Origin of the sequence: Winogradskyella sp., assembly GCF_965228925.1 — a bacterium.
In the GTDB taxonomy this organism is placed as follows: Bacteria; Bacteroidota; Bacteroidia; order Flavobacteriales; family Flavobacteriaceae; genus Winogradskyella.
The window spans coordinates 4,382,996-4,403,886 of record NZ_OZ245845.1; the positions used below are offsets into that span (position 1 = coordinate 4,382,996).

A 20,891-nucleotide genomic window follows, 5' to 3' on the forward strand; every position below is an offset into this window, starting at 1 on the left:
TAAGTTAGATAGTAATATCGAAAAATGGTTGCGTTGCTGAAACTATTAATTTAATCTAAAAGCTAAATAGAGTCAAAAAAAATTAGCGTTTTACTAGATCTTAACCAACTATTCAATAATTAGTTTTCTTACCAAAGTACCTTTACTCTTTTTAAGATGTATAAAATACAATCCTGTATTTAATGATGACACATTAAGTTCCACCGAATGTGTATGATTTACTTTAGGTATATCAATAACTTCACCTTGAATATCAATTAGACTAATGTCAGCATTATTCATTGAGCTATCATCTAATGAAACAATAACCTTATCCTTTGCTGGATTTGGATAAATTATAAATTCAGTAAGCAAACTATCATCAATAGATAGGGTTTCTACAAAAGTCGTCGTAAACGTATTGGTGATGATCGGCGCATTAAAATCGAAATAAATAGCAGCAGAATTCGGAATAATATCTCCAGGAGCATAGCCTGCCTTAGGTTTAATCCTATAATTTACAAATCCATTACTCCCTTCTTCATCATCTTGTTCCGCAGGTAAATTAATCCCATCGAAATTCCACGTAATAGTGTTTCCTACTCTTAGTACGCTTTCGGAATGACTAGATTGAAGCATTTGAAATGTAGTTTCATCTAGCTGCATATCTATCTCATTTTCTATACTAACATCAATAGCTTCGGCAGTCCCTATATTTTGAAAACGAATGGTATAATACAAATACTCACCTGAAATTATAAAATCATCATACAGTACATCGGTGCCGCGTGATTCAAAAATATCATTTGGATCATAGGAGCCAATAACAACTTCATTTAGTATACTAGTATCATTTGAATTATTAACATCATTTTCATTGGTTAAATATTGTGCAGAATTAGTAATTATGTATCCTAAAGGCAAATCTACAGGTACAGTAAAAAAGAAATCGATAAATACACCATCATAACCATCTAAGTCATTAAACATTACGGTGAAACCATTATCAATAGCGGTGATATTGAGACTATTATCTGAAATCGACATAGAATCATAAATAAGGTTTTCATCGTACAAAAACTCTACCGTTCCATTAACTACATCTGCTGTGGCCACATTTGAAATATAGAGTCTATTTTTATAGGAAAATCCAGGCCTAGGCCGAGGTGAAATTCTAACGATATTAACTGCAATATCTTCACAGCTCGTATCAACTATTAAATCTAATTCAACCACTTCAGTACAATTACCATCCGCTGGGCTATCAAATGCATACACACTTGCATATATAGTTTGTTGAAACGCATTTGTATTTGTGAATTCTGATGGCAAGGGATTATTTAGATTAATAGCATCTTCAATAGTTTCAAAAAAGCTAAGAAAGAAATCATTTTGGCCAGCTAATATTTCATTCCGTTTTGAGCTTAAATCAAAAACAGCAAAACCACTTTCATTGCCTTCACAAGCTATTAAAGGAGAAGGCTCAGAAATAGTGGGCTTTAGTTTAACACTTAAATCTTCATTTTTATACAATACATCTTGTCCTGGTCCTTGTCCAGGATTAATCTTGTCTGCCCTAAACCAAATCTCTTGGATGAAGGGTATTACGTTTGTATAAGACTCCGGATTTGGTATGGCATTTATATCATTTATGGCATCTGATTCTGATTCGTAATATTTTGTTGGAAAATATTGATCAGCTGCATCAGGACTGACACAAAATGTAAATGGATAGTAACTGACCAAATTAAATTCCGCAAAACCATCACCATCATCCTCACAGACCGTATAAGGGGTGGCTCCACAAGGAGGCGGAGGACCCTGAGAATGAATGAGTACAGAAAAAATAATACCAAAAAAGAGTAATGCTTTTTTCATAAGCAATTGATTGATTAAATTAATTTAGTCTCCTTATTTTTAAAACTATTTAAATATAGTATTTACCTTAAGATTTTCAATTAAAAAACAGCTAAAGTGCATAAATTCCTACTTTATCTAATTAACTCTAGCCATTCTTTGGAAAGAAGATAGCAATTTAAAGTTTACATTTGTATTATTAAATCAACTCAACAGCTTTAAGATTTTTATGGCTATAAAGTCCATTTCAAGCCCACAAAACCCTTTAGTAAAGCGCCTTGTACTTTTAAAGGAAAAGTCACGAGAGCGCAAAAAAACAAATTCCTTTTTAATTGAAGGGAAACGTGAGCTATCTTTAGCCATTAAAGGAGGCTATACCATAGACACCTTATTGTATTATCCAGATTTGTTTTCTGAAAGTGAAGCCCAGGCCATGAGCCGCTATGGTATTGCTATCATAGAAATTTCAAAAGAGGTTTTCCAAAAACTAGCGCATCGCGATACCACTGAAGGTATTATTGCTGTGGTGCAATCTAAATCCCATGACTTGGAAGGGCTTAACTTTAGGTCTAAAAACCCTTTGATTTTAGTGGCGGAAGCACCCGAAAAGCCAGGCAACATCGGAGCGTTGCTTAGAACGGCAGATGCTGCCCGTGTCGATGCCGTCATTATTGCCAATCCTAAGTCGGATGTCTATAACCCAAACATCATTCGCTCAAGCGTTGGTTGTGTGTTTACAACGGAACTGGCAATGGCCAGTTCTGAAGATGCCATTGCATTTTTAAAGAAGTACAATTTTAATATTTTTGCGGCCATATTACAGGAGTCCGAAGCCTACCATACCCAAGATTATACCTTACCCACCGCTATTGTTGTAGGCACCGAAGCTACAGGATTGACGCAAGTTTGGCGGGAAGCCGCGACAAAAAACATAAGTATTCCCATGCAAGGTGTTATTGATTCTATGAATGTCTCCGTTGCCGCAGGAATTCTTATTTTTGAAGCGAAAAGACAACGACATTTCAAATAATAAAAATAATGTCGGTTCGAGTGATTTTCGAAGTATGAGAAAATCGTATCGAGGACCTTATATCTTAAAAAAACTTCTCGATACATCACGCCAAAGGCGTGACACTCGAAGTGACAAAACCAGAAATATATAGAGAACTTAATGACCGCACAAACCCTTTTCTACATCATCATAGGAATCATCATCATCAACTTCATCAAGGATAAAATCCTTAATGCCGTAAACGCCAAACACTTTAATGATCCCATTCCAGAGGAATTAAATGATGTGTATGATACTGAAGCCTATAAAAAATCGCAAGACTACAAGGCCACCAATTATAAATTCGGTATATGGTCATCTCTATTCACTTTGGGCTTAACGCTAGCCTTTCTCTTTTTAGATGGGTTTGAGTATGTGGACCATATAGCCAGAACCTATTCGGATCAGCCTGTGGTTATTGCCCTCCTTTTTTTCGGCATCATCATGTTGGCCAGTGATATCATTACCACACCATTTGCTTACTATAAAACCTTTGTCATCGAAGAACGTTTCGGCTTTAACAAAACAACCATGACCACCTTTATTTTAGACAAACTCAAAGGTTTATTGATGATGGCCATTCTTGGTGGTGGGATTATTGCCCTTATTATTTGGTTCTATCAGTTGACAGGTCGTCATTTCTGGCTCTATGCTTGGGGCATTGTCACCCTCGTTACCCTGTTTATGAATATGTTTTACTCGCGACTCATTGTACCTCTATTTAATAAGCAAAATCCTTTAGAAGACGGAGATTTACGGAACAAAATCTCCGAATATGCCAAATCGGTCGGGTTTAGTCTAAATAAGATTTTTATTATCGATGGCTCTAAACGCAGTACCAAAGCCAATGCCTATTTTTCGGGTTTTGGAAGTGAAAAGCGCGTGACACTCTACGATACTTTGGTGAACGATTTAGAAGATGAAGAAATCGTTGCCGTATTGGCCCATGAGGTTGGTCATTACAAGCGCAAACATATTATTTTCAATTTAGTGACCTCCATTTTACTTACCGGGCTGACCCTTTATATTTTATCCATCTTTATTTCTAATCCATTGTTATCAAATGCCATAGGCGTTGAAACACCAAGTTTTCATGTGGGGTTGATTGCCTTTGGTCTACTCTACTCCCCTATTTCTGAAGTTACAGGACTGATTATGAATTATGTATCTCGCGTCTTTGAATACCAGGCTGATGACTATGCCAAAGCCACTTACAAAGCTGAACCGTTGATTACATCTCTAAAAAAATTATCGAAGAATAGCCTAAGTAATTTAACACCTCATAAAGCCTATGTATTTATGCATTATTCGCATCCGACACTTTTGGATCGGGTTAAGAATTTGAGGAAGTAAATTCCTTGATTTTGTGAAATAAAAAAGTGAACTGGTTTATATGACGAATGCATACAAAGAACTTAACAGTGAGCTTAAAAACTGTGGAGTTGAGGACATCGATTTTTTGGGAAATAAAGCTGGCTCCTTAGCAAGACTAATAAACACAAAACTTTCCTCAAAACCCTATGTCGATATTTTAATAAAATATTTGGGAAGACTTAAAAAGAATGAAACGGATATGGTAGTTCGAGCCTTAACTGAAAAAGGAAACAAAAAAGCAACGTCTGCGCTTTTAAAATTGTTTAGAAATCAACAAGACATAGAATTATGGGCTGTAGGAAATGCGCTTTATACCATTGACGATAAAAGTTCCTATCCCGAAATTCTTAAAATATGCCAGAACAAATCATTTGGGATGGCAAGACAAATGCTAATGGGAACTTTAGCTCGAATGAAATCAGAGGAAGCATATAAAGTTTTGATCGAATGTCTTTCTGATGAAACCGTAAAAGGTCATGCAATTCAAGCATTGGGGAGATTTGGTAATCCAGAAGCAATAGAAATATTAGAAAAAATTGATGTTAGAAAGGATAAATATGAGTTTAAAGCTAAAAATACAGCTATTAGGACATTAAAAAGGAAAAAACATAGTAGCTAACATTACAAGAGCTCATTAAGACCCATTAAAAAAAGAAAACATCTAAAATTTCCTTTTAAAACCCATTGCTCAATTCGCAGCGTTTGTTTACTTTAGTTGTTATGACTGAAGTGGATATTGAAAAAGAAAATGCAGCCATTGCTAAAGCTTACAAGGAACTTCTCCGCGTAAGCTACCAGACCTTAACCACCGCTGACAAAAAATTAATTCGTCAGGCCTTTGAGGTGGCTCTTGACGCCCATAAAGATCAGCGACGTAAATCTGGTGAGGCCTATATTTTTCATCCGATTGCCGTGGCAAAAATCGTTGCCCAAGAGATTGGCTTGGATGCGACTTCTATTGCCTCTGCCCTACTTCATGATGTGGTCGAAGACAACCCCGATTACACCATTGCCGATATTGAGCAACTCTTTGGTGAAACCGTAGCGCGGATTGTGGATGGCTTAACCAAGATTTCATCCTTAAAAAAGGACATGGATGTCTCATTACAAGCGGAGAATTTCAGAAAAATGCTGCTCACGCTCAACGAGGATGTTCGTGTCATCATCATAAAAATTGCCGACCGTTTGCATAACATGCAGACCATGGACTCCATGCGCGATGACAAACAGGTAAAAATCGCCTCAGAAACCTTATATATCTATGCGCCTTTAGCACACCGTATAGGACTGTACAACATTAAGACCGAACTCGAAGATTTAGGGCTCAAGTACACCGAACCAGAAGTGTATAAGGACATTGCTGAGAAGATGCAAGAAAGCAAGGAAGAACAGGATGCTTATATCAAAGCCTTCTCTAAAGTCATTGAAAAATCCCTAAACAAGGAAGGGCTGAACTACGAGGTTAAAGGGCGGCCTAAATCGATTTTTAGCATTCGTAGAAAAATGGTAAAGCAAGGCGTAGCCTTTGATGAAGTCTACGACAAGTTTGCCGTAAGGATTATTTATAAATCGGATTTGGACAACGAAAAATTCCTCGCTTGGAAGATTTATTCCATTGTAACGGATCACTTTACGCCAAATCCCATTCGATTACGCGATTGGATTTCCTCACCAAAATCTACGGGTTATGAAGCTTTGCACATTACCGTTGTAGGTCCAAAAAGCCGATGGGTCGAAGTTCAGATTCGCAGTGAGCGTATGAACGAAATTGCCGAAAAGGGCTATGCGGCGCATTACAAATACAAAAATACCGATGACAAAGACGATAGTCTCGATTTATGGATCAACAAACTGCAGGAAGCTTTAGAAAGCAACGAAGTTGATGCGGTGGATTTTGTGGAGCAGTTTAAACTCAATCTGTATTCCAAAGAAATATTTGTCTTCTCACCAAAAGGAGATTTAAAGTCCTTACCAAAAGGAGCCACTCCATTAGATTTCGCCTTTAGTATTCACACAGAAGTTGGGATGACCACGCGAGGTGCCAAGGTCAATGGTAAATTGGTGCCTTTGAGTTATGAGTTACAAAGTGGTGATCGTGTAGAGATCTTAACCTCCGAAAATGCCAAGCCCAATGCCAACTGGCTTGACTATGCTACTACAGCAAGAGCACGCAGTAAGATTAAATCGGCATTAAATGCACATACCAAGGAAATTGCCGAAGAAGGCAAAGAAATCCTGAGACGTAAATTAAAACAGCTCAAGATTAGCTTAAACGAAAAATCGGTCAATGAACTGGTTAGCTATTTTAAGCTAAAAACCTCTTTAGACCTATTTTATCGTGTGGGTATAGGTACGATTGATAATGCGAAACTTAAAGCCTTCGCATCCTCTCGGAGTAATGCGTTTATGAGCTATATCAAAAACCGTATCCGTAAACCAGAGGTTCCTAAGGACATCGATAAAGAGGAAATTACCTCCAAATACGACATGTTGGTTTTTGGAAAGGAAGAGGAACGCCTTAACTATACCTTGGCGAATTGTTGCAATCCGATTCCTGGGGATAAAGTATTTGGTTTCTTAACGGTTAGTGATGGTATTAAAGTACATAAAAAGAACTGCCCTAATGCCCTAAGTCTGCAATCAAACTATGCCTACCGAATAATGCAAGCCAAATGGATTGATTCATCGCAGCGTACCTATACCTCTAGTATTAAACTTTCCGGTATCGATAACCTTGGTTTGGTGAATGACATTACCAAGCTAATCTCAGAAAACCTACATGTTAATATGAAAAGTATCAGCTTTTCGAGTGATGATGGGATTTTTAATGGCGATATCACGGTCGAAGTTAAAAATCAGGCCATGCTAAAGAACCTTATTGAAAAACTTAAAAAAATCAACGGAATAGATAAAGTGACCCGAGTATAAGATACGTTGAGCTATTTGGGAGTTTGTCAGTTCAAATGTAACACTAATTAGAGTGATACATGTGGATTGCTCTGAGTAAAACTATCAAGAAGTAAATACCTATGCTAGAGTTCTCGATACTAATTTTACACTTTTCAAGCGTAAAATTCACTCGAACTGACAGTATGGATTTATTTTATAAGGTGTATCTGCATATATCTATCATATGTCACTTCGAGTGATTCCGAGGAACGAGGAATTGTATCGAGAAGTGTATCCTAACGTTTACACTCCGAATGTGCTCAGCATAACTAGGCGAAAGTTCTTGAAAACTTGTTCATTTTTTTCGGTTTAAATTAGCGCTTCGAGGTATGAAATCCTTTAATTTTATGTAAATTTGCACCTTATTATGAATGCAAAAACAGAAGAAAGTAATCAGGAAATCGTAAAACGCGTGTTTACGCAATTCCTTGAAGATAAAGGCCATAGAAAAACTCCAGAACGCTATGCCATTCTTCAAGAGATCTACGACAGTGAAGAGCATTTTGATATTGAGTCCTTGTATATCAAAATGAAGAATAAAAACTATCGTGTTAGTAGAGCGACGCTTTACAATACGATAGAATTGCTCCTGGAATGTGATCTGGTTAGAAAGCACCAATTTGGACAAAATCAGGCGCATTATGAAAAGTCGTACTTCGATAAGCAGCACGACCATGTCATTCTTACGGATACTGGTGAAGTTATAGAATTCTGCGATCCGCGCATTCAATCCATAAAGAAAACCATTGAAGAGGTTTTTGATATCGAGATTACTAATCATTCACTATACTTTTACGGCAACCGTAAATCAGACGACTAACTTACTTTTTAAAATGGCAGTAGACTTACTACTAGGATTACAATGGGGAGATGAAGGCAAAGGAAAAATTGTTGACGTTTTCACCTCTAAATACGATATTATTGCACGATTTCAAGGTGGCCCAAATGCTGGACATACCTTGGTGTTTAATGGACAAAAGCACGTATTGCATACCATTCCCTCTGGAATTTTTCACGATAACACCATTAATCTTGTCGGCAACGGCGTGGTGATAGATCCTGTTATATTTAAGAAGGAACTCGATAAGTTAGACGAACAAAAGGTGGATTACAAAAGCTCCCTTTGCATTTCGCGTAAAGCCCATATTATTTTACCCACGCATCGCCTATTGGATGCAGCAAGCGAAGCATCGAAAGGCAAAGCAAAAATAGGCTCTACCCTTAAAGGTATTGGTCCTACCTATATGGATAAAACCGGTAGAAACGGTATTAGGGTTGGTGATATCGAACTGTCTAACTGGAAGAAAAAATACCGAGCCTTAGCCGATAAGCACGAAGCCATGATCGAATTCTACGATGTAGATATTGAATACGATCTAAAGGATTTAGAAGCTGATTTCTTTGAAGCTATTGATACCTTAAAAACTTTAAAATTTATTGATTCCGAAGAATTTATTCATAAAGCCCAAAGTTCTGGACAGTCCATTTTGGCCGAAGGTGCTCAGGGTTCACTATTGGATATCGATTTTGGTACCTACCCCTTTGTCACCTCATCCAATACCACGGCAGCTGGCGCCTGTACAGGTTTAGGAGTAGCACCAAACAAGATTGGTGATGTTTTTGGTATTTTTAAAGCCTATACCACACGGGTAGGTTCAGGACCTTTCCCAACGGAATTATTTGACGAAGCCGGTAAAACAATGGCTCGTGTTGGTCATGAGTTTGGAGCTACTACAGGGCGACCAAGACGTTGTGGCTGGTTAGATTTAGTTGCATTACGTTATGCCTGTCAAGTTAATGGTGTGACCCAACTTATTATGATGAAAGGGGATGTCCTCTCAGGTTTTGATACCCTAAAGGTATGTACCGCCTATAATTATAAAGGAGAGACCATTCACCATCTTCCCTACAATATTGAAGCCGAGAATGTCTCGCCAATCTATACAGAAATCAAAGGTTGGTCAGAGGATTTAACAGCTATGACGGAAGCCTCACAATTACCAAAAGAGTTTAATGCTTATGTGGAGTTCTTGGAGAATGAACTTCATATTCCTATTACCATAGTATCGGTAGGACCCGACCGTAAACAAACCATCGTAAGGAAAACACCATAAGTTTTAGGAGATTTCGTTCAAGACATATGGTCTAGTGCTTTTCCAAGCGCTGTACTTTTTCTTTTAGGGCTTTTACATCGGCATCGAGACGGCTCATATCCCCTATTCTTTCGAGTAACACATCGAGTTTTTCGTTAATCTTTTCGTCTAAAGATACACCAAACAACGACTTTAGTAGCTTCAGTTGTTCAAGATCTTCAACTGTTTTATAAGCACTTTCCTGCTCATTGACCTTATTGTGGGTTTCAGATGGTTTTAAGGTATCAAGATGCTCGGATGAGACATCACCAATAAGAAGCGTTTGGAGTGATGTGCCGAAATAATCGGCAATACCTATAAGGACGTCCAAGTCCGGTTCAGATTCACCACGTATATAGCTTCCTACCACGCTTCGTCCCTTACCTATTACCTTACCGAACATTTCTTGCGATAAACCGTTTTGCTTTAATAAGACGCCGAAATTCTTAGCAAAATTGTTTTTTGTCATATATTTTTGCCGATTATTTTGGTATATACCGATTATTTCGGTAATTTTGTTCCAAATGTTGAACTAAAATTATGAAAAATAAACCAATGAAATGTCAGACCACCTAAAAAACATCACATTACCACTTTCGGAAGAACATCGAAAAAAAGTAAACAAATCGACCCTAGCTGCAAAGCACGAATGCTCAGGCTCTTATGTATCAAGAGTTTTAAAATCAGAGCGATTTCCTACCAAGGGAAAAGCCAAGGCGATATTAAACGATGCTATAAAAATTATAGAAGTCTATAACCAGCAGCATTAACAATGACCCGTCTATTGGCAAATACGGTATTCAACCTTTTGCAAATAGTCTTTAACTTACCCCTTAAAATAGCCGACGACATAAGCTCGTATTTTATTAGAGACCTTTTGGTATACATAGGTTGCGTCTCTGCGCTTTGTAATGCTGCAGTGCTCTACTATGCGTATCACACAATCATTATCAACGATAGATATGGTGTTGTTAACAAGGGATCGCGACCATCAAACACCCAAGGTTTAAAACAATTTGTGTATTTAGGCTTTTTGGTGTGTTTAGTTTGGTTAATTGCCCTTGTAGCGATAGTCGTATTAGATCTATATGAACCTCTTGTTGTCTATCCTATATGGACTGGATTATTGATTTTAGCCTCCTGGATGGCTTACGTTGGACTTCAACAGTCCAAACGATTCAAAAAACACATAAAAACCGTCCGAGATTGTCTTCGGTATAACCCGTCAACCCCCATACTCGAAGAGAAAGCTAAATCCTTTGAGACCCTAAATGCGGCGATACGTACAGAGCGCCTATTTTTAAATCCAACCATTAAATTAAAGGATTTGGCCAATACCCATAACCTAAGTGAGGGTTATATTTCACAGCTCATTAACAAACATTCAGGCTTAAATTTCAATGAATTCATTAATACCTTACGAATTGATGAAGCAAAGCACCTTTTGCTAAATAAAGACTACGATCACTATACCATAATGGCCATAGGTCTAGAATCCGGATTTAATTCAAGAGCCAGTTTTTATACCGCTTTTAAAAAATATACGGGGCAAACGCCTTCCGAATTTAGAAAGTCTGTCCGAAATCCTTAACTATCTATACATTCCGAACACCCGTAAGGCGGTCTTGTTCTAACCTTGCCAGGAATTTATAACAAAGCGACATGAGAACTAAATCTTTAGTTGCCCTCCTTGGCTTGGGATGGCTCACTTTGTATTTCGCTTGTCAACACGACGTCTTACCCCACGAATCACAAAGTACAACAGACGTACCACGAATAACAACCATAGACTTTGATGGCCCTGATGCCACCTTCAATGCCCTTAAGTCCCAATATCATTTAGAGGCATTTAGAGCACCACACTCGTCCCGGCGCATAAAGGGTAAGTCTACAACGGACACCTTGGGACTCACCATAGCCACCGACATCATTAGACAGGTGACCCTTGGTGACTACAGCTCCTATACCATGAAGATCGTACATGATAAGGACAGCACGGTGTTCTATAATTTGACCATCGAGTACAAAAACGGGGCCTCCGATATATTCATTACCAAATACAGTCCAACTGCCTATTGGTTAAATAATACGAATGAGACCTACCAAGGCGAGGTGCAGTCTAGACGAGCGACCTTAGAAGATTACTCAGACCCCGATGATGCCTTTAACGAGGAACCAGGTAGTGGCCCTGGGAATCCAGATTTGGGTGCTGGTCCCGGAGGTGGTAGCGGCGTGAATTACAGTGCTGATTATCCTTGGGACTGTATGGGGACCGTGATTGTTTCCACCGAGCTCATCCCTTATCAATGCACTTGTGAACACCATTGGCCTTGGGATGCTTGCGACTGCAGCGACCAGCCCGGTTATGATCAGGTGGTGGTCTATGCCTGCGAAGAAAACTGGGATGCCGACCCTTCAGACCCCGGAGATACCAGTAACCCTGGAGGAGGTAGTGCAGATCCTATACCAGATGATCCGGCGATTACGGTAACCATAACACCCGAAGAATGCACCGAACGTATCGATGGGGATTTGGACCACGACTGCGACGTGGACACTGTGGATTGTGAGCTCGCTGGTAATGGCCCGGAGGTATGCGATTGTGTATCTACAGGAAGCTTGGTCGATGAGTGCAGTACCCTCATGGATTGTGTCGGCACTGAACACAGTGCGACCTTACTACAGATGAGCCGTGAGGTGAGAACGGCCATGGCCAATTATATCAATACCAATGGCTGTAGTACCGAAACCACACAGACCATTAATACCCTGGTCAATTATTTAATTGAAGGCCAAATCACTGATAAGGAAATACAGCTAACCCTTGCCACCTTATCAAATGATACGCCTTGGACAACTGCCTCTGGCTCCTATAATGGGGTTTCAGCCATTACTTATTACGAGAAACGAACCATAAACCTTGGTGGACGCCAACACTTTCAGTATAAACTAATTAATGGGGACGATATATTTTCTGTCTCAAACTACCCGCTTGGAAATGGGTCTGGAGAAACAGCACAGGTGTTCTTCTATTTTAGCCAAGCCACTCAAAAATGGTACGATTTTCAGGAACCAAGCAGTTATTCACCGCTTACCCTTGACTTCTTATGGGATGGCTTTTGGTCAGCTACAGAGACTGCGATACGGGTAGCTACTCCTTTAGAAGATGTGATCATCTTAATCGAAGGCAAGGACTTTCATGGTGTGGAACAGAGCCGGGCCGTCGCTGCTGGTTGGATTCTTGTAGACATCATACCAGGTTCAGCCGCCATAAAAGGATTAAAACTCATCAAATATGGTGATGAAGTGGTACAGCTGGCCGAGGCTGTCATTAAGTATGTAGATGACATCTATACAGCACAGCGACAAAACATCGAAGCTGTTTTAGACGGATTTTTAGATTTGGACCATTTTGGCAATACCATTAGAAAGGGTAATTTTGGCGAAATGGTCACTGATACGGATTTGTACTCCAAAGGGTACGAGCCGCTTCATGTGCGCCGCACGGATATTGACGAACCCCTTAACCAGGGCATTGACGGCGTTTTTAAAAACCCGCAGACTGGTGAATACATTATCGTGGAAAGCAAATACAATACTTCACAATTAGGAACGACCTTCGATGGTCGACAAATGAGTGACGACTGGATTCAAGGCGCAGTTACAGGATTTGATAGATTAGGACAAGAAGTAGGCGAAGAATTGGCAGAAGACATCTATGCTGAAGGTTATACTAGAGTTTTAGCACAAGTATTGCCAGATGGCTCAATCAGCTATAAGGAATTAGATAATGCAGGTTATGTAATGGAACCTTGGATACCCTAAAAAAATTCACCCTAATGATTAGAGATATATATAAAAGCAAGCAATACTTTGATAGTAGTATATCTAAAAGAGAGCAACTAATAGAAAAAAATATTTTGCGAATAGAACAAGGTAGCGTCAAACCTGACCGCGTTACGCCTGTAAAGGAGTTCAGGGTTGGTTTATATAAAAAAAATATGATAGCAAGATACTCTAGAGGTGATGCCACGAATTCAGATAAGATTAAGGAAGATTTTAACAATGCGGTTATATTATCAGAAAAAACTTGGGAACCTTCAAAAAGAGTGATGAAACTTACTGAAAATAAGAAATCAATTAATCTAAATCAATTTTCTTTTTCTGGTTATTTAGACATGATAAGAATGTTATCTTTTGGAATTCTTATCAATTCCCCTAAAAATATAATCGACAAACTAGTACTTCAAATCGATGGGGATAAAATAAAAGATTTTTTACTAGAATTCTTAATAAGGTATTATGATACTAACAGACCCCTCGTTACAGAAGAAAGCTATAGAGAATTTTTCCATATCAATGAACGTTTTGGCCGCCTTAAAAGCATCATTAAAGAAGAAAATAAGACTACCGCAGAACAAGAGCTCAAATACTTTTTAGAGAAGGAATGGTATGAGTCTTTTAAGGGCACCCCTTTATACAATCAACACCTTAATCCAAACGATACCTATTCGGGGTATTGGTGTTTTGTAGCCGCGGCTATTGTAAAAATTAAAGGCTTAGACGACAGCAGTTTTAGAACTAATACCTACTACCCAAAAGATATATTAGCATGATAAAATTTGCAATAAAGAGTGTGGCCCTTTGGTTATTATTAGGTCCCATGATAAGCTTCGCCCAGGTCGATTCTATTCGTTTACCAAAGGGCGACGAGACCGTAAAAATTGGTAAGTTTAGGCCACTTTTTAAAATCTACGTCGATGCCAACAATATGGTCTATCTTGAAAAAGAGCCGATTGAAGTCCATAAGATTGCCAAGACATTAGCCTATAGACGGTATAAATTGCGTCATGATAATGAAGCGGCTAGGGCCATTTGTTTATATATTGATGAACGGGCCGCCTATGCCACGGTTGATGAAATTAAAACCGAACTGGCCAGCTTTGATTTTGAACGTATTTATTACAAAACCAATTCTATAGATGACAAGGATATTTCAAAAGGTATTTACATGCCAAATTGTTGGTCGTTTTTCAAATTTCGGTACTTAGAAAAAGTACGCACCGATAAACAAATCGAAAAAAGTAGACGTTATAATGACAGTTTAAGAAACATAGGCGATTTAGATGTTATACCGCTTCCTCCCCTACCAATGCCAAATTGGTATATCGCCAATATCCATAAAATCTATTCAGACAACCAAGAGGCCGTTGATGAAGCCCTAGAGAAACCAAGCTATACCTGTGCGGTATTGACCAATGCAGGTTTTAAGACCGATTCAGGTCTGGTCGACCCTGAAGATGCAGAAGCGATGGAAGCCTTTTTTCTACCAGTCAATATCGTTTTTGTGCGTTTCGATGATACCTTGACCTATGCCAATTACTTTAAAGCCATACAAGGGTTTAAAAAAATGGATATGCGGAAGAGAGGCTTTTTTATAGAATTGTCCCATGAAATTGTAGACATCCATAAAAGGTCTGAGATTACGCTATGTGATTGATGGGTTGAGTTGGATTTCACTATGAGATGTCCTATATTACTACTTAAATTAAAATTTATGCTGTACTTATTTTGGTCACTACTCAACCTGGGGCTCATCATTCTCTTTATTTACATCGCTTTTGGTTTTATAGTTAAACCCAAAAACATATTGAAATCTAAGTTTAAGATGGGGTTTATGCTCCTCTGCCTTATAGGTCTGGCCCAAAATGCAATTGCCGAATCCACAAGACATCAAAATACTGAGGAGATAGACACTCAAACACCAATGCATCAAAAAGATGCCAAGGTTATAAAGACAACACTAGAAAAGCATTTAACCTTCGATATTAATTTGCATCTCACCTACAGTCTAGACAATGATGCTTATGTGCTTAACAATGCCGACAGTTTTTTGACTGGTTTTGTCAATGGTTTTGAATGGGACCTTAAAGCACTTGACAGGCCTAATTCGCCATTGGACTATTCTGCGCAGGGTATCTTAAAATGGAAAATTCTTGGGTTTACGCTGTATAAGCAAAGTAAAACATATGAGGGTGGTTTTGAAACTCTTAGTCTAGATGATTAGGCTGTCATTCCGAATGAGGAACGAAGAGAAATCGTAGATTCAGTGAAACTAAACCGAAGGTTCAACGAAGTTAAATCACATACGGCGCAGCTAAATCTCATAAAAGATTCAGTCAGTCAAGTTATTAAATGAGATGTCTCGTCGGGCGTTCAGCCCTCTGTCGACATGACACAATACCCCAAATAAAATCCATCTATACATTTCTGAGAATGTCACTTCGAGTGATTCCGAGGAACGAGGAATTGTATCGAGAAGTAGGTAGTTATACTAAAGTTCTCAATAGTTCTGCTTAGCACTTCAACGCTTCGACTTTAGCCTGTCTTGAGCGTAGTCGAAAGGCTCAGCACAGGCAAGCTCAGTGTGACACCTGTCGAAGTACTAATTTTACTTTTTTCAAGCGTAAATTTCACTCGAAGTGACAGTATGAGTTAGTTTTAACGAACCGTCATAGCGAAGAGTAGCACCACTACCAACATCAGAATCATCAAAAAGAAATCCCCTTTATCCCAGTTGCCCGCTCCTAAATTGGAATACTTATCCAAATTGGGCCCGGATTTAAAAGCCGTCACATCCGTGATAACATTATGCTCAGAATCGTAGTGCACCTCCACAAAAAACTTATCGATGGCATAGCAGTTGATACGTACTGTATCCGTGATGTAATGATCTAAAAATACACCCACAGCCCAAACTGTGGCTTGCTTCTCTTCTAGGGGTAATATGTTAAACTCGTAAAGGGTAATGCTGTTAGCGGCTAAATAACACTACAATATAAGAATTATGATAGCATTAGAGAAGTACAGTCGTAAACCTTGCGAATGAATGCTATCTAAATGGACTGCTAAAAGTAATGATGAACAATTCAAATCATGGCTCCCTAGTCGTCATTATACGGTTTATTTTCTATTACTTGTGGTTGAGTTCAATCTTAGTTTTTCCTTCAGTTTTTATGAGCTCACCCAGATAAATTTGATTCCGATTATGTGATCCTTCAATAAAAACTTGTTCAAATTCTATGGCTCCCAATTGATTTGAAAAGTAGTCATACTCCCATTCGGGAGGTGAAAAAATAATGATGTTGGACGTTATATAGGTTTTAATCTTTTGTATTAATGCTTTCAATGGCGGATTTTTATCAATTAGGTTGCCCTGATTTTCCTGTTCATGGGCATACCAAAAAGGAATGTCGTAAATCACAATGTCCGCCTCAATACGTTTTAAAATGTCATCGTCAAAGACATCTCCCAGAAGAAGCTCCGTTTTAGCAATGCAACCGGATCGTTTTAAATTTGTTCTGCAAATGTCCAGAATATCTTTATCAAGGTCGACGCCGATAACTTTTTTAAAGCCTGAAGCCAAATACTCCAAGGTCACGCCTACACTACAGCACAATTCGGCAAGCGTTAGATCTGAATTTCCAATTCTTGACTTTAGGTAAAGCGCATTTACAGGATAATTAGAGATATAAAGTGAGAATTTAGTGCCTTGGATATCCTTACGATAGCCTCGGTAATTAATAATGTCTGCTTTGGTAATAGCTTCGTAGTTCATGATTGTAAGTAACGTCCAAGTGATAAGAATAGTAGCCGACTTCGTAACACTTTTCTTTCAAGCTGTACAAAAGTTGAAACGCACTACACCCTTTGAATTTAATACTGTCATGGCCATTTTTTTAGCCATGGTTGTATAACGTTTTTTTAATATGTTTTTAATTTTCAATTAACTGATAAAAAGCACAAATTAAAGAAGGATTTGGGTCTTCTATATAGTCTAAATTCCGAGTAATTGAAAAATCAAATTCACAAATTTCATTAGGCATTAAGCTCGAACATACATTTCCATTAGAAACAATGTGTCTTTCTCCTCCAGCATTTAAAACAAAATACATTTTTCCAGTCAATTCAGTTTCAGATTTGTTTTGGATTTGAGCACGAACTTGATAATATTTGCCAAAAGAATCATCTGGATTTTCATTACTAACAGGCAAATATTCAGTTTCAAAATTTAGTAATTCTATTGTTTCGTCGTCTGCGATTGGTCCGAAGTAAAAATCATCAAAATTATTTGGGTCAGTTGTATTCGGACAGTTTAAATTTTCAGGTTCTGAATCAGAATCATCTGAACAACCAATGATTGCGACACATAATAATATCAGAATAATTTTTTTCGCCATAATCTGGTTCTGAATGTTGTACAAGACGCAAATAAGTCTGTATTTACAGTTCTTTTAACGAATATAGAAATTATTTCAAAACCTTTACGATCAAGGGTATAAATAAAAATTGGTTATCAAATGTTTTGTATAACCTATGATTTAGATGTCTGTCCATGGTTATACAAAACACCCCACTAAAGCCCACCAGTATTCTAAAAAACTGTTAAGGTGTGCGAAAGTGATTTTATATACGTTACTTTGTAAAAAACTATTGAATTTTGAATCGTTTTAAGACCTTAGTCATTATTCTCATTGTTTGTTGCACAGCCATTGGGGTTTCCCAAAACAAACAAAAGATCACCATAGAATATTCGGGCAATACCTCTTCGAATCCTGATATTGAGGAAGGAGCGCTGATCTTTCTAAGGGATGCTTCACAACAAGTGCACTTTGTGCACAAAGGCGTCAACCTTTGGTGCGATAAAGCGATCTACTACCAAGATCAGGAATATATTGAAGCCTTTAGCAATGTGGTGATGAAACAGGGCGACTCTATTAATATGGTAGCCAAATACGTCGAATACAGTGGTAAAACCGAACTGGCCTTCGCCCAAGGAGACGTGGTACTTACTGAGCCCGAATCGACACTAACAACCGATAAGCTCTATTTTGACCGTACACGGCAACTGGCCTATTACAATACCACAGGTAAAGTCGTTAAGGATTCCTCGGGTACCATTACCAGTCAGATTGGACGCTATTATATGAATGCCAAAAAGTATCAGTTTACCCAAAATGTGGTACTCGTCAATCCTGATTACACCCTTAATACCGAACGCCTCGATTTTTTTCCTGATAACGGTTATGCCTACTTATTTGGACCTTCGACCATTGTAGGCGAAGACAGTAAGATCTACACCGAACGGGGCTTTTACAATACCAATGCCAATGTGGGGTACTTTCAGCGCAATGCTAAAGTCCATTACGAAAATAGGACCGTCGAAGGCGACAGCATCTACTTTGACCGCAACCGCAGTTTTGCTTCGGCCACCAATAATATCACAGTGACCGATACCATTAACAATAGTATTGTTAGAGGGCATTACGCCGAGGTGTGGCGCGATAGGGATTCTGTCTTTATTACCAAACGCGCACTGGCCATAACACTACAAGAACAAGATTCTGTGTATTTGCATGCCGATACTTTAATGGTTACGGGCAAGGCCGATAACCGCATTACAAGAGCCTATTACAATGCCAAGCTTTATAAAAGTGATTTGGCCGGTAAGGCTGATTCTATCCATGTGAATCACCAAACCGGTTTAACCCAGTTAATTAACTTGGCGCGTTATAGTTCTACCGATGTCTTTGCCATTGCGAGAAAACCTGTACTATGGAACCTAGGCAACCAAATGACGGGCGATACCATTCATTTGATTTCTAATGTGGAAACCGAAAAATTAGACTCCCTCAAGGTATTTAACAATGCTTTTTTGGTGAGTAAGGACACCTTAAGCGACGATGGCTATAATCAAGTTAAAGGTCAGCGTTTAATAGGGTTATTTAGGGATAATGAAATCTATAATGTCGACATTATTAAAAATGCCGAAACCATCCGCTATATGCGTGATGAGGCCAATGAACTCATCGGTATACAAAAGTCTAAATCTGGGCAAATCAATATTAAGATTGTCGACCAAGCGATAGACGAGGTGCGTTTTATCAATCAGATTGATGGTAATATTTTCCCAGAAGCCGACTTTCCGAGGAGTTCCAAGCGGTTTAGAGGTTTCGATTGGCGAGGCGAAGAACGCCCCTTATCGGTGGAGGACCTGTTTAAAGACGATCCCCCTTTGGTACTACCAAAAATTTCTGGTCTTGAGGATTATGTGCCACCCGAAGATTTTGTAGACGATTCTGTGATGGAGCGTATTGAGGAAGCAGGCAAAGCTACCCCAGAGAAACCCAATAAGGCCGCACGTAACTTGCCCGAAATGGAAGGAAAAATTCAAGACAAGACTAAAGAAAAAAAGCCCAAAGTTGATTGGACACCTAAAACGAAACCCCTAGAGGTCTCGGAAGAAAAGAAAAAATTGAAGGCACAAGGCAAGCAATAATTGCAAGAGGACTTTTTAAAATATCAGGCGCAGACCACACCGCATCCTTTGGCTATGGAAGTGAGCCATGCCAAGGGTTCCTATATCTATGACGAACAAGGCAAGGCGTATCTCGATTTTGTGGCCGGTGTATCGGCCTGTAGTCTCGGGCATGCACATCCCAAAGTCCTGGAGGCGGTTAAAACCCAATTGGACAAGTATCTGCATGTGATGGTTTATGGCGAATATATTCAGAAACCTACACTAGAGTTGTCAAAACTTTTGGCAAAGCATTTACCGACGCCTTTAGAAACGACCTATTTGGTAAATTCTGGTACCGAAGCCATTGAGGGCAGTATAAAATTAGCACGACGCTATACCGGACGCAGTGAAATCATAGCCGCCAAGAACGCCTATCACGGTAATACCATGGGCTCCTTAAGCTTGATGGATTATGAGGAGCGCAAAACACCTTTTCAACCCTTACTACCAGATATTAAACATATCGCATTTAATTGCGATTGGTGTTTGCAAGAGATTACGGAGACCACAGCTGGGGTGATTTTGGAGACCATTCAAGGCGGTGCGGGCTTTATTGAACCCAGCAACGATTATCTCAAAAAGGTACAAGATCGATGTAAGGAGGTTGGTGCCGTTTTTATCCTGGATGAAATTCAACCGGGTATGGGCAGAACAGGTAAACTCTTTGGTTTTGAACATTACAACTGCCAACCTGATATCCTAGTAACCGGAAAAGGTCTTGGCGGTGGTTTACCCATTGGCGCTTTTACAGCGTCGCACAACATGATGCAAACCTTAAGTGACCAACCAAAGCTCGGCCATATCACTACTTTTGGAGGGAATCCAGTTATCGCTGCGGCAGCTTTGGCTACCTTAAAGGAAATCACTGAGTCTAACCTTATGGCCGAAGCTCTGGAAAAAGAGCAACTCATAAGAGCACACCTTCAACATAAGCATATTAAAGCCATTAGAGGTAAAGGCTTAATGTTGGCTGCTATCACAGAAGATTCCGAAATCACCAATCAGGTCATCCTTAAAGCACAAGAGCAGGGTCTGATTTTATTTTGGTTACTTTTTGAGCCCAAAGCGATCAGAATTACACCGCCATTAACGATTTCTAAAGATGAAATTATTGAGGGCTGCCGAATAATTACTTCAATATTGGATACGATTTAGAGGTTCACAACGTATTTAATTGACTGGCCTTCAA

Annotated in this window: 19 protein-coding genes; 14 read left to right on the top strand and 5 right to left on the bottom strand. The window is 38.9% G+C overall.

Annotated features, from left to right (window positions below; all coding sequences use genetic code 11):
• Positions 1-108: 108 nt before the first annotated feature.
• Entirely contained in the window at positions 109-1,857 is a 1,749-nt protein-coding gene (locus tag ACO052_RS18455; protein ID WP_422105267.1) for a T9SS type A sorting domain-containing protein, read from the bottom strand.
• A gap of 208 nt (positions 1,858-2,065) precedes the next feature.
• On the opposite strand from ACO052_RS18455, the gene ACO052_RS18460 reads away from it, so the two are divergent.
• The 6 genes from ACO052_RS18460 (at position 2,066) to ACO052_RS18485 (ending at position 9,324) form a co-directional block, all read left to right on the top strand.
• Positions 2,066-2,866, top strand: coding sequence for a TrmH family RNA methyltransferase (locus tag ACO052_RS18460; RefSeq protein WP_422105268.1), 801 nt, complete (start codon positions 2,066-2,068; stop codon positions 2,864-2,866).
• 141 nt (positions 2,867-3,007) lie between these two features.
• Entirely contained in the window at positions 3,008-4,240 is a 1,233-nt protein-coding gene (locus tag ACO052_RS18465) for a M48 family metallopeptidase (RefSeq protein WP_422105269.1), read from the top strand.
• Between the two features lie 40 nt (positions 4,241-4,280).
• Complete coding sequence (locus ACO052_RS18470; protein WP_422105270.1) at positions 4,281-4,880, top strand: HEAT repeat domain-containing protein; 600 nt, start codon at positions 4,281-4,283, stop codon at positions 4,878-4,880.
• 101 nt (positions 4,881-4,981) lie between these two features.
• The gene (locus tag ACO052_RS18475; protein WP_422108082.1) at positions 4,982-7,189 is read left to right on the top strand and encodes a RelA/SpoT family protein; all 2,208 of its coding nucleotides are present in this window, start codon (positions 4,982-4,984) and stop codon (positions 7,187-7,189) included.
• Positions 7,190-7,577: 388 nt separating this feature from the next.
• Positions 7,578-8,030, top strand: coding sequence for a Fur family transcriptional regulator (locus tag ACO052_RS18480; protein WP_422105271.1), 453 nt, complete (start codon positions 7,578-7,580; stop codon positions 8,028-8,030).
• Positions 8,031-8,043: 13 nt separating this feature from the next.
• Complete coding sequence (locus ACO052_RS18485; RefSeq protein ID WP_422105272.1) at positions 8,044-9,324, top strand: adenylosuccinate synthase; 1,281 nt, start codon at positions 8,044-8,046, stop codon at positions 9,322-9,324.
• A gap of 31 nt (positions 9,325-9,355) precedes the next feature.
• Here ACO052_RS18485 and ACO052_RS18490 read toward each other — a convergent pair whose 3' ends face one another.
• Positions 9,356-9,811, bottom strand: a complete 456-nt coding sequence (locus ACO052_RS18490) for a helix-turn-helix domain-containing protein (protein WP_422105273.1) — start codon at positions 9,809-9,811, stop codon at positions 9,356-9,358.
• A gap of 91 nt (positions 9,812-9,902) precedes the next feature.
• On the opposite strand from ACO052_RS18490, the gene ACO052_RS18495 reads away from it, so the two are divergent.
• The 6 genes from ACO052_RS18495 to ACO052_RS18520 all read left to right on the top strand — a co-directional run bounded on the left by ACO052_RS18495 (position 9,903) and on the right by ACO052_RS18520 (position 15,409).
• Positions 9,903-10,112 (top strand): hypothetical protein, encoded by a 210-nt coding sequence (locus tag ACO052_RS18495; protein WP_422105274.1) that lies wholly within the window; start codon positions 9,903-9,905, stop codon positions 10,110-10,112.
• Between the two features lie 2 nt (positions 10,113-10,114).
• Entirely contained in the window at positions 10,115-10,933 is an 819-nt protein-coding gene (locus ACO052_RS18500; RefSeq protein ID WP_422105275.1) for a helix-turn-helix domain-containing protein, read from the top strand.
• A gap of 71 nt (positions 10,934-11,004) precedes the next feature.
• A complete protein-coding gene (locus ACO052_RS18505; protein ID WP_422105276.1) occupies positions 11,005-13,167 on the top strand; it encodes a hypothetical protein in 2,163 nt (720 codons plus the stop codon).
• 14 nt (positions 13,168-13,181) lie between these two features.
• A complete protein-coding gene (locus ACO052_RS18510; RefSeq protein ID WP_422105277.1) occupies positions 13,182-13,958 on the top strand; it encodes a PoNe immunity protein domain-containing protein in 777 nt (258 codons plus the stop codon).
• Positions 13,955-14,842 (top strand): ExbD/TolR family protein, encoded by an 888-nt coding sequence (locus ACO052_RS18515; protein ID WP_422105278.1) that lies wholly within the window; start codon positions 13,955-13,957, stop codon positions 14,840-14,842. The genes ACO052_RS18510 and ACO052_RS18515 overlap by 4 nt, the downstream gene beginning before the upstream one ends.
• A 57-nt stretch (positions 14,843-14,899) precedes the next feature.
• On the top strand, positions 14,900-15,409 hold the full coding sequence (locus tag ACO052_RS18520) for a hypothetical protein (protein ID WP_422105279.1): 510 nt from the start codon (positions 14,900-14,902) through the stop codon (positions 15,407-15,409).
• Between the two features lie 434 nt (positions 15,410-15,843).
• On the opposite strand, the gene ACO052_RS18525 is transcribed toward ACO052_RS18520, so the two are convergent.
• From ACO052_RS18525 to ACO052_RS18535, 3 genes are all read right to left on the bottom strand, one after another.
• Positions 15,844-16,092 (bottom strand): hypothetical protein, encoded by a 249-nt coding sequence (locus tag ACO052_RS18525; RefSeq protein WP_422105280.1) that lies wholly within the window; start codon positions 16,090-16,092, stop codon positions 15,844-15,846.
• A 223-nt stretch (positions 16,093-16,315) separates the two neighbouring features.
• Complete coding sequence (locus tag ACO052_RS18530) at positions 16,316-16,960, bottom strand: class I SAM-dependent methyltransferase (RefSeq protein ID WP_422105281.1); 645 nt, start codon at positions 16,958-16,960, stop codon at positions 16,316-16,318.
• A 157-nt stretch (positions 16,961-17,117) separates the two neighbouring features.
• Positions 17,118-17,582: a hypothetical protein gene (locus tag ACO052_RS18535; protein ID WP_422105282.1), complete on the bottom strand. Its 465-nt coding sequence runs from the start codon at positions 17,580-17,582 to the stop codon at positions 17,118-17,120.
• Between the two features lie 260 nt (positions 17,583-17,842).
• On the opposite strand from ACO052_RS18535, the gene ACO052_RS18540 reads away from it, so the two are divergent.
• Together ACO052_RS18540 and ACO052_RS18545 are read left to right on the top strand one after the other, a co-directional pair.
• Positions 17,843-19,681 carry an OstA-like protein gene (locus tag ACO052_RS18540; protein WP_422105283.1) on the top strand — a complete coding sequence of 613 codons (1,839 nt, stop codon included), beginning with the start codon at positions 17,843-17,845 and terminating at the stop codon, positions 19,679-19,681.
• Complete coding sequence (locus tag ACO052_RS18545; protein ID WP_422105284.1) at positions 19,682-20,857, top strand: aspartate aminotransferase family protein; 1,176 nt, start codon at positions 19,682-19,684, stop codon at positions 20,855-20,857.
• Positions 20,858-20,891: the final 34 nt, after the last annotated feature.

Coding starts and splice junctions, on each gene's coding strand:
- ACO052_RS18470 (WP_422105270.1), top strand. CDS start 4,281: ATGACGAATGCATACAAAGAACTTAACAGTGAGCTTAAAAACTGTGGA.
- ACO052_RS18460 (WP_422105268.1), top strand. CDS start 2,066: ATGGCTATAAAGTCCATTTCAAGCCCACAAAACCCTTTAGTAAAGCGC.
- ACO052_RS18490 (WP_422105273.1), bottom strand. CDS start 9,811: ATGACAAAAAACAATTTTGCTAAGAATTTCGGCGTCTTATTAAAGCAA.
- ACO052_RS18455 (WP_422105267.1), bottom strand. CDS start 1,857: ATGAAAAAAGCATTACTCTTTTTTGGTATTATTTTTTCTGTACTCATT.
- ACO052_RS18510 (WP_422105277.1), top strand. CDS start 13,182: ATGATTAGAGATATATATAAAAGCAAGCAATACTTTGATAGTAGTATA.
- ACO052_RS18500 (WP_422105275.1), top strand. CDS start 10,115: ATGACCCGTCTATTGGCAAATACGGTATTCAACCTTTTGCAAATAGTC.
- ACO052_RS18480 (WP_422105271.1), top strand. CDS start 7,578: ATGAATGCAAAAACAGAAGAAAGTAATCAGGAAATCGTAAAACGCGTG.
- ACO052_RS18495 (WP_422105274.1), top strand. CDS start 9,903: ATGTCAGACCACCTAAAAAACATCACATTACCACTTTCGGAAGAACAT.
- ACO052_RS18475 (WP_422108082.1), top strand. CDS start 4,982: ATGACTGAAGTGGATATTGAAAAAGAAAATGCAGCCATTGCTAAAGCT.
- ACO052_RS18520 (WP_422105279.1), top strand. CDS start 14,900: ATGCTGTACTTATTTTGGTCACTACTCAACCTGGGGCTCATCATTCTC.
- ACO052_RS18465 (WP_422105269.1), top strand. CDS start 3,008: ATGACCGCACAAACCCTTTTCTACATCATCATAGGAATCATCATCATC.
- ACO052_RS18505 (WP_422105276.1), top strand. CDS start 11,005: ATGAGAACTAAATCTTTAGTTGCCCTCCTTGGCTTGGGATGGCTCACT.
- ACO052_RS18530 (WP_422105281.1), bottom strand. CDS start 16,960: ATGAACTACGAAGCTATTACCAAAGCAGACATTATTAATTACCGAGGC.
- ACO052_RS18535 (WP_422105282.1), bottom strand. CDS start 17,582: ATGGCGAAAAAAATTATTCTGATATTATTATGTGTCGCAATCATTGGT.
- ACO052_RS18485 (WP_422105272.1), top strand. CDS start 8,044: ATGGCAGTAGACTTACTACTAGGATTACAATGGGGAGATGAAGGCAAA.
- ACO052_RS18515 (WP_422105278.1), top strand. CDS start 13,955: ATGATAAAATTTGCAATAAAGAGTGTGGCCCTTTGGTTATTATTAGGT.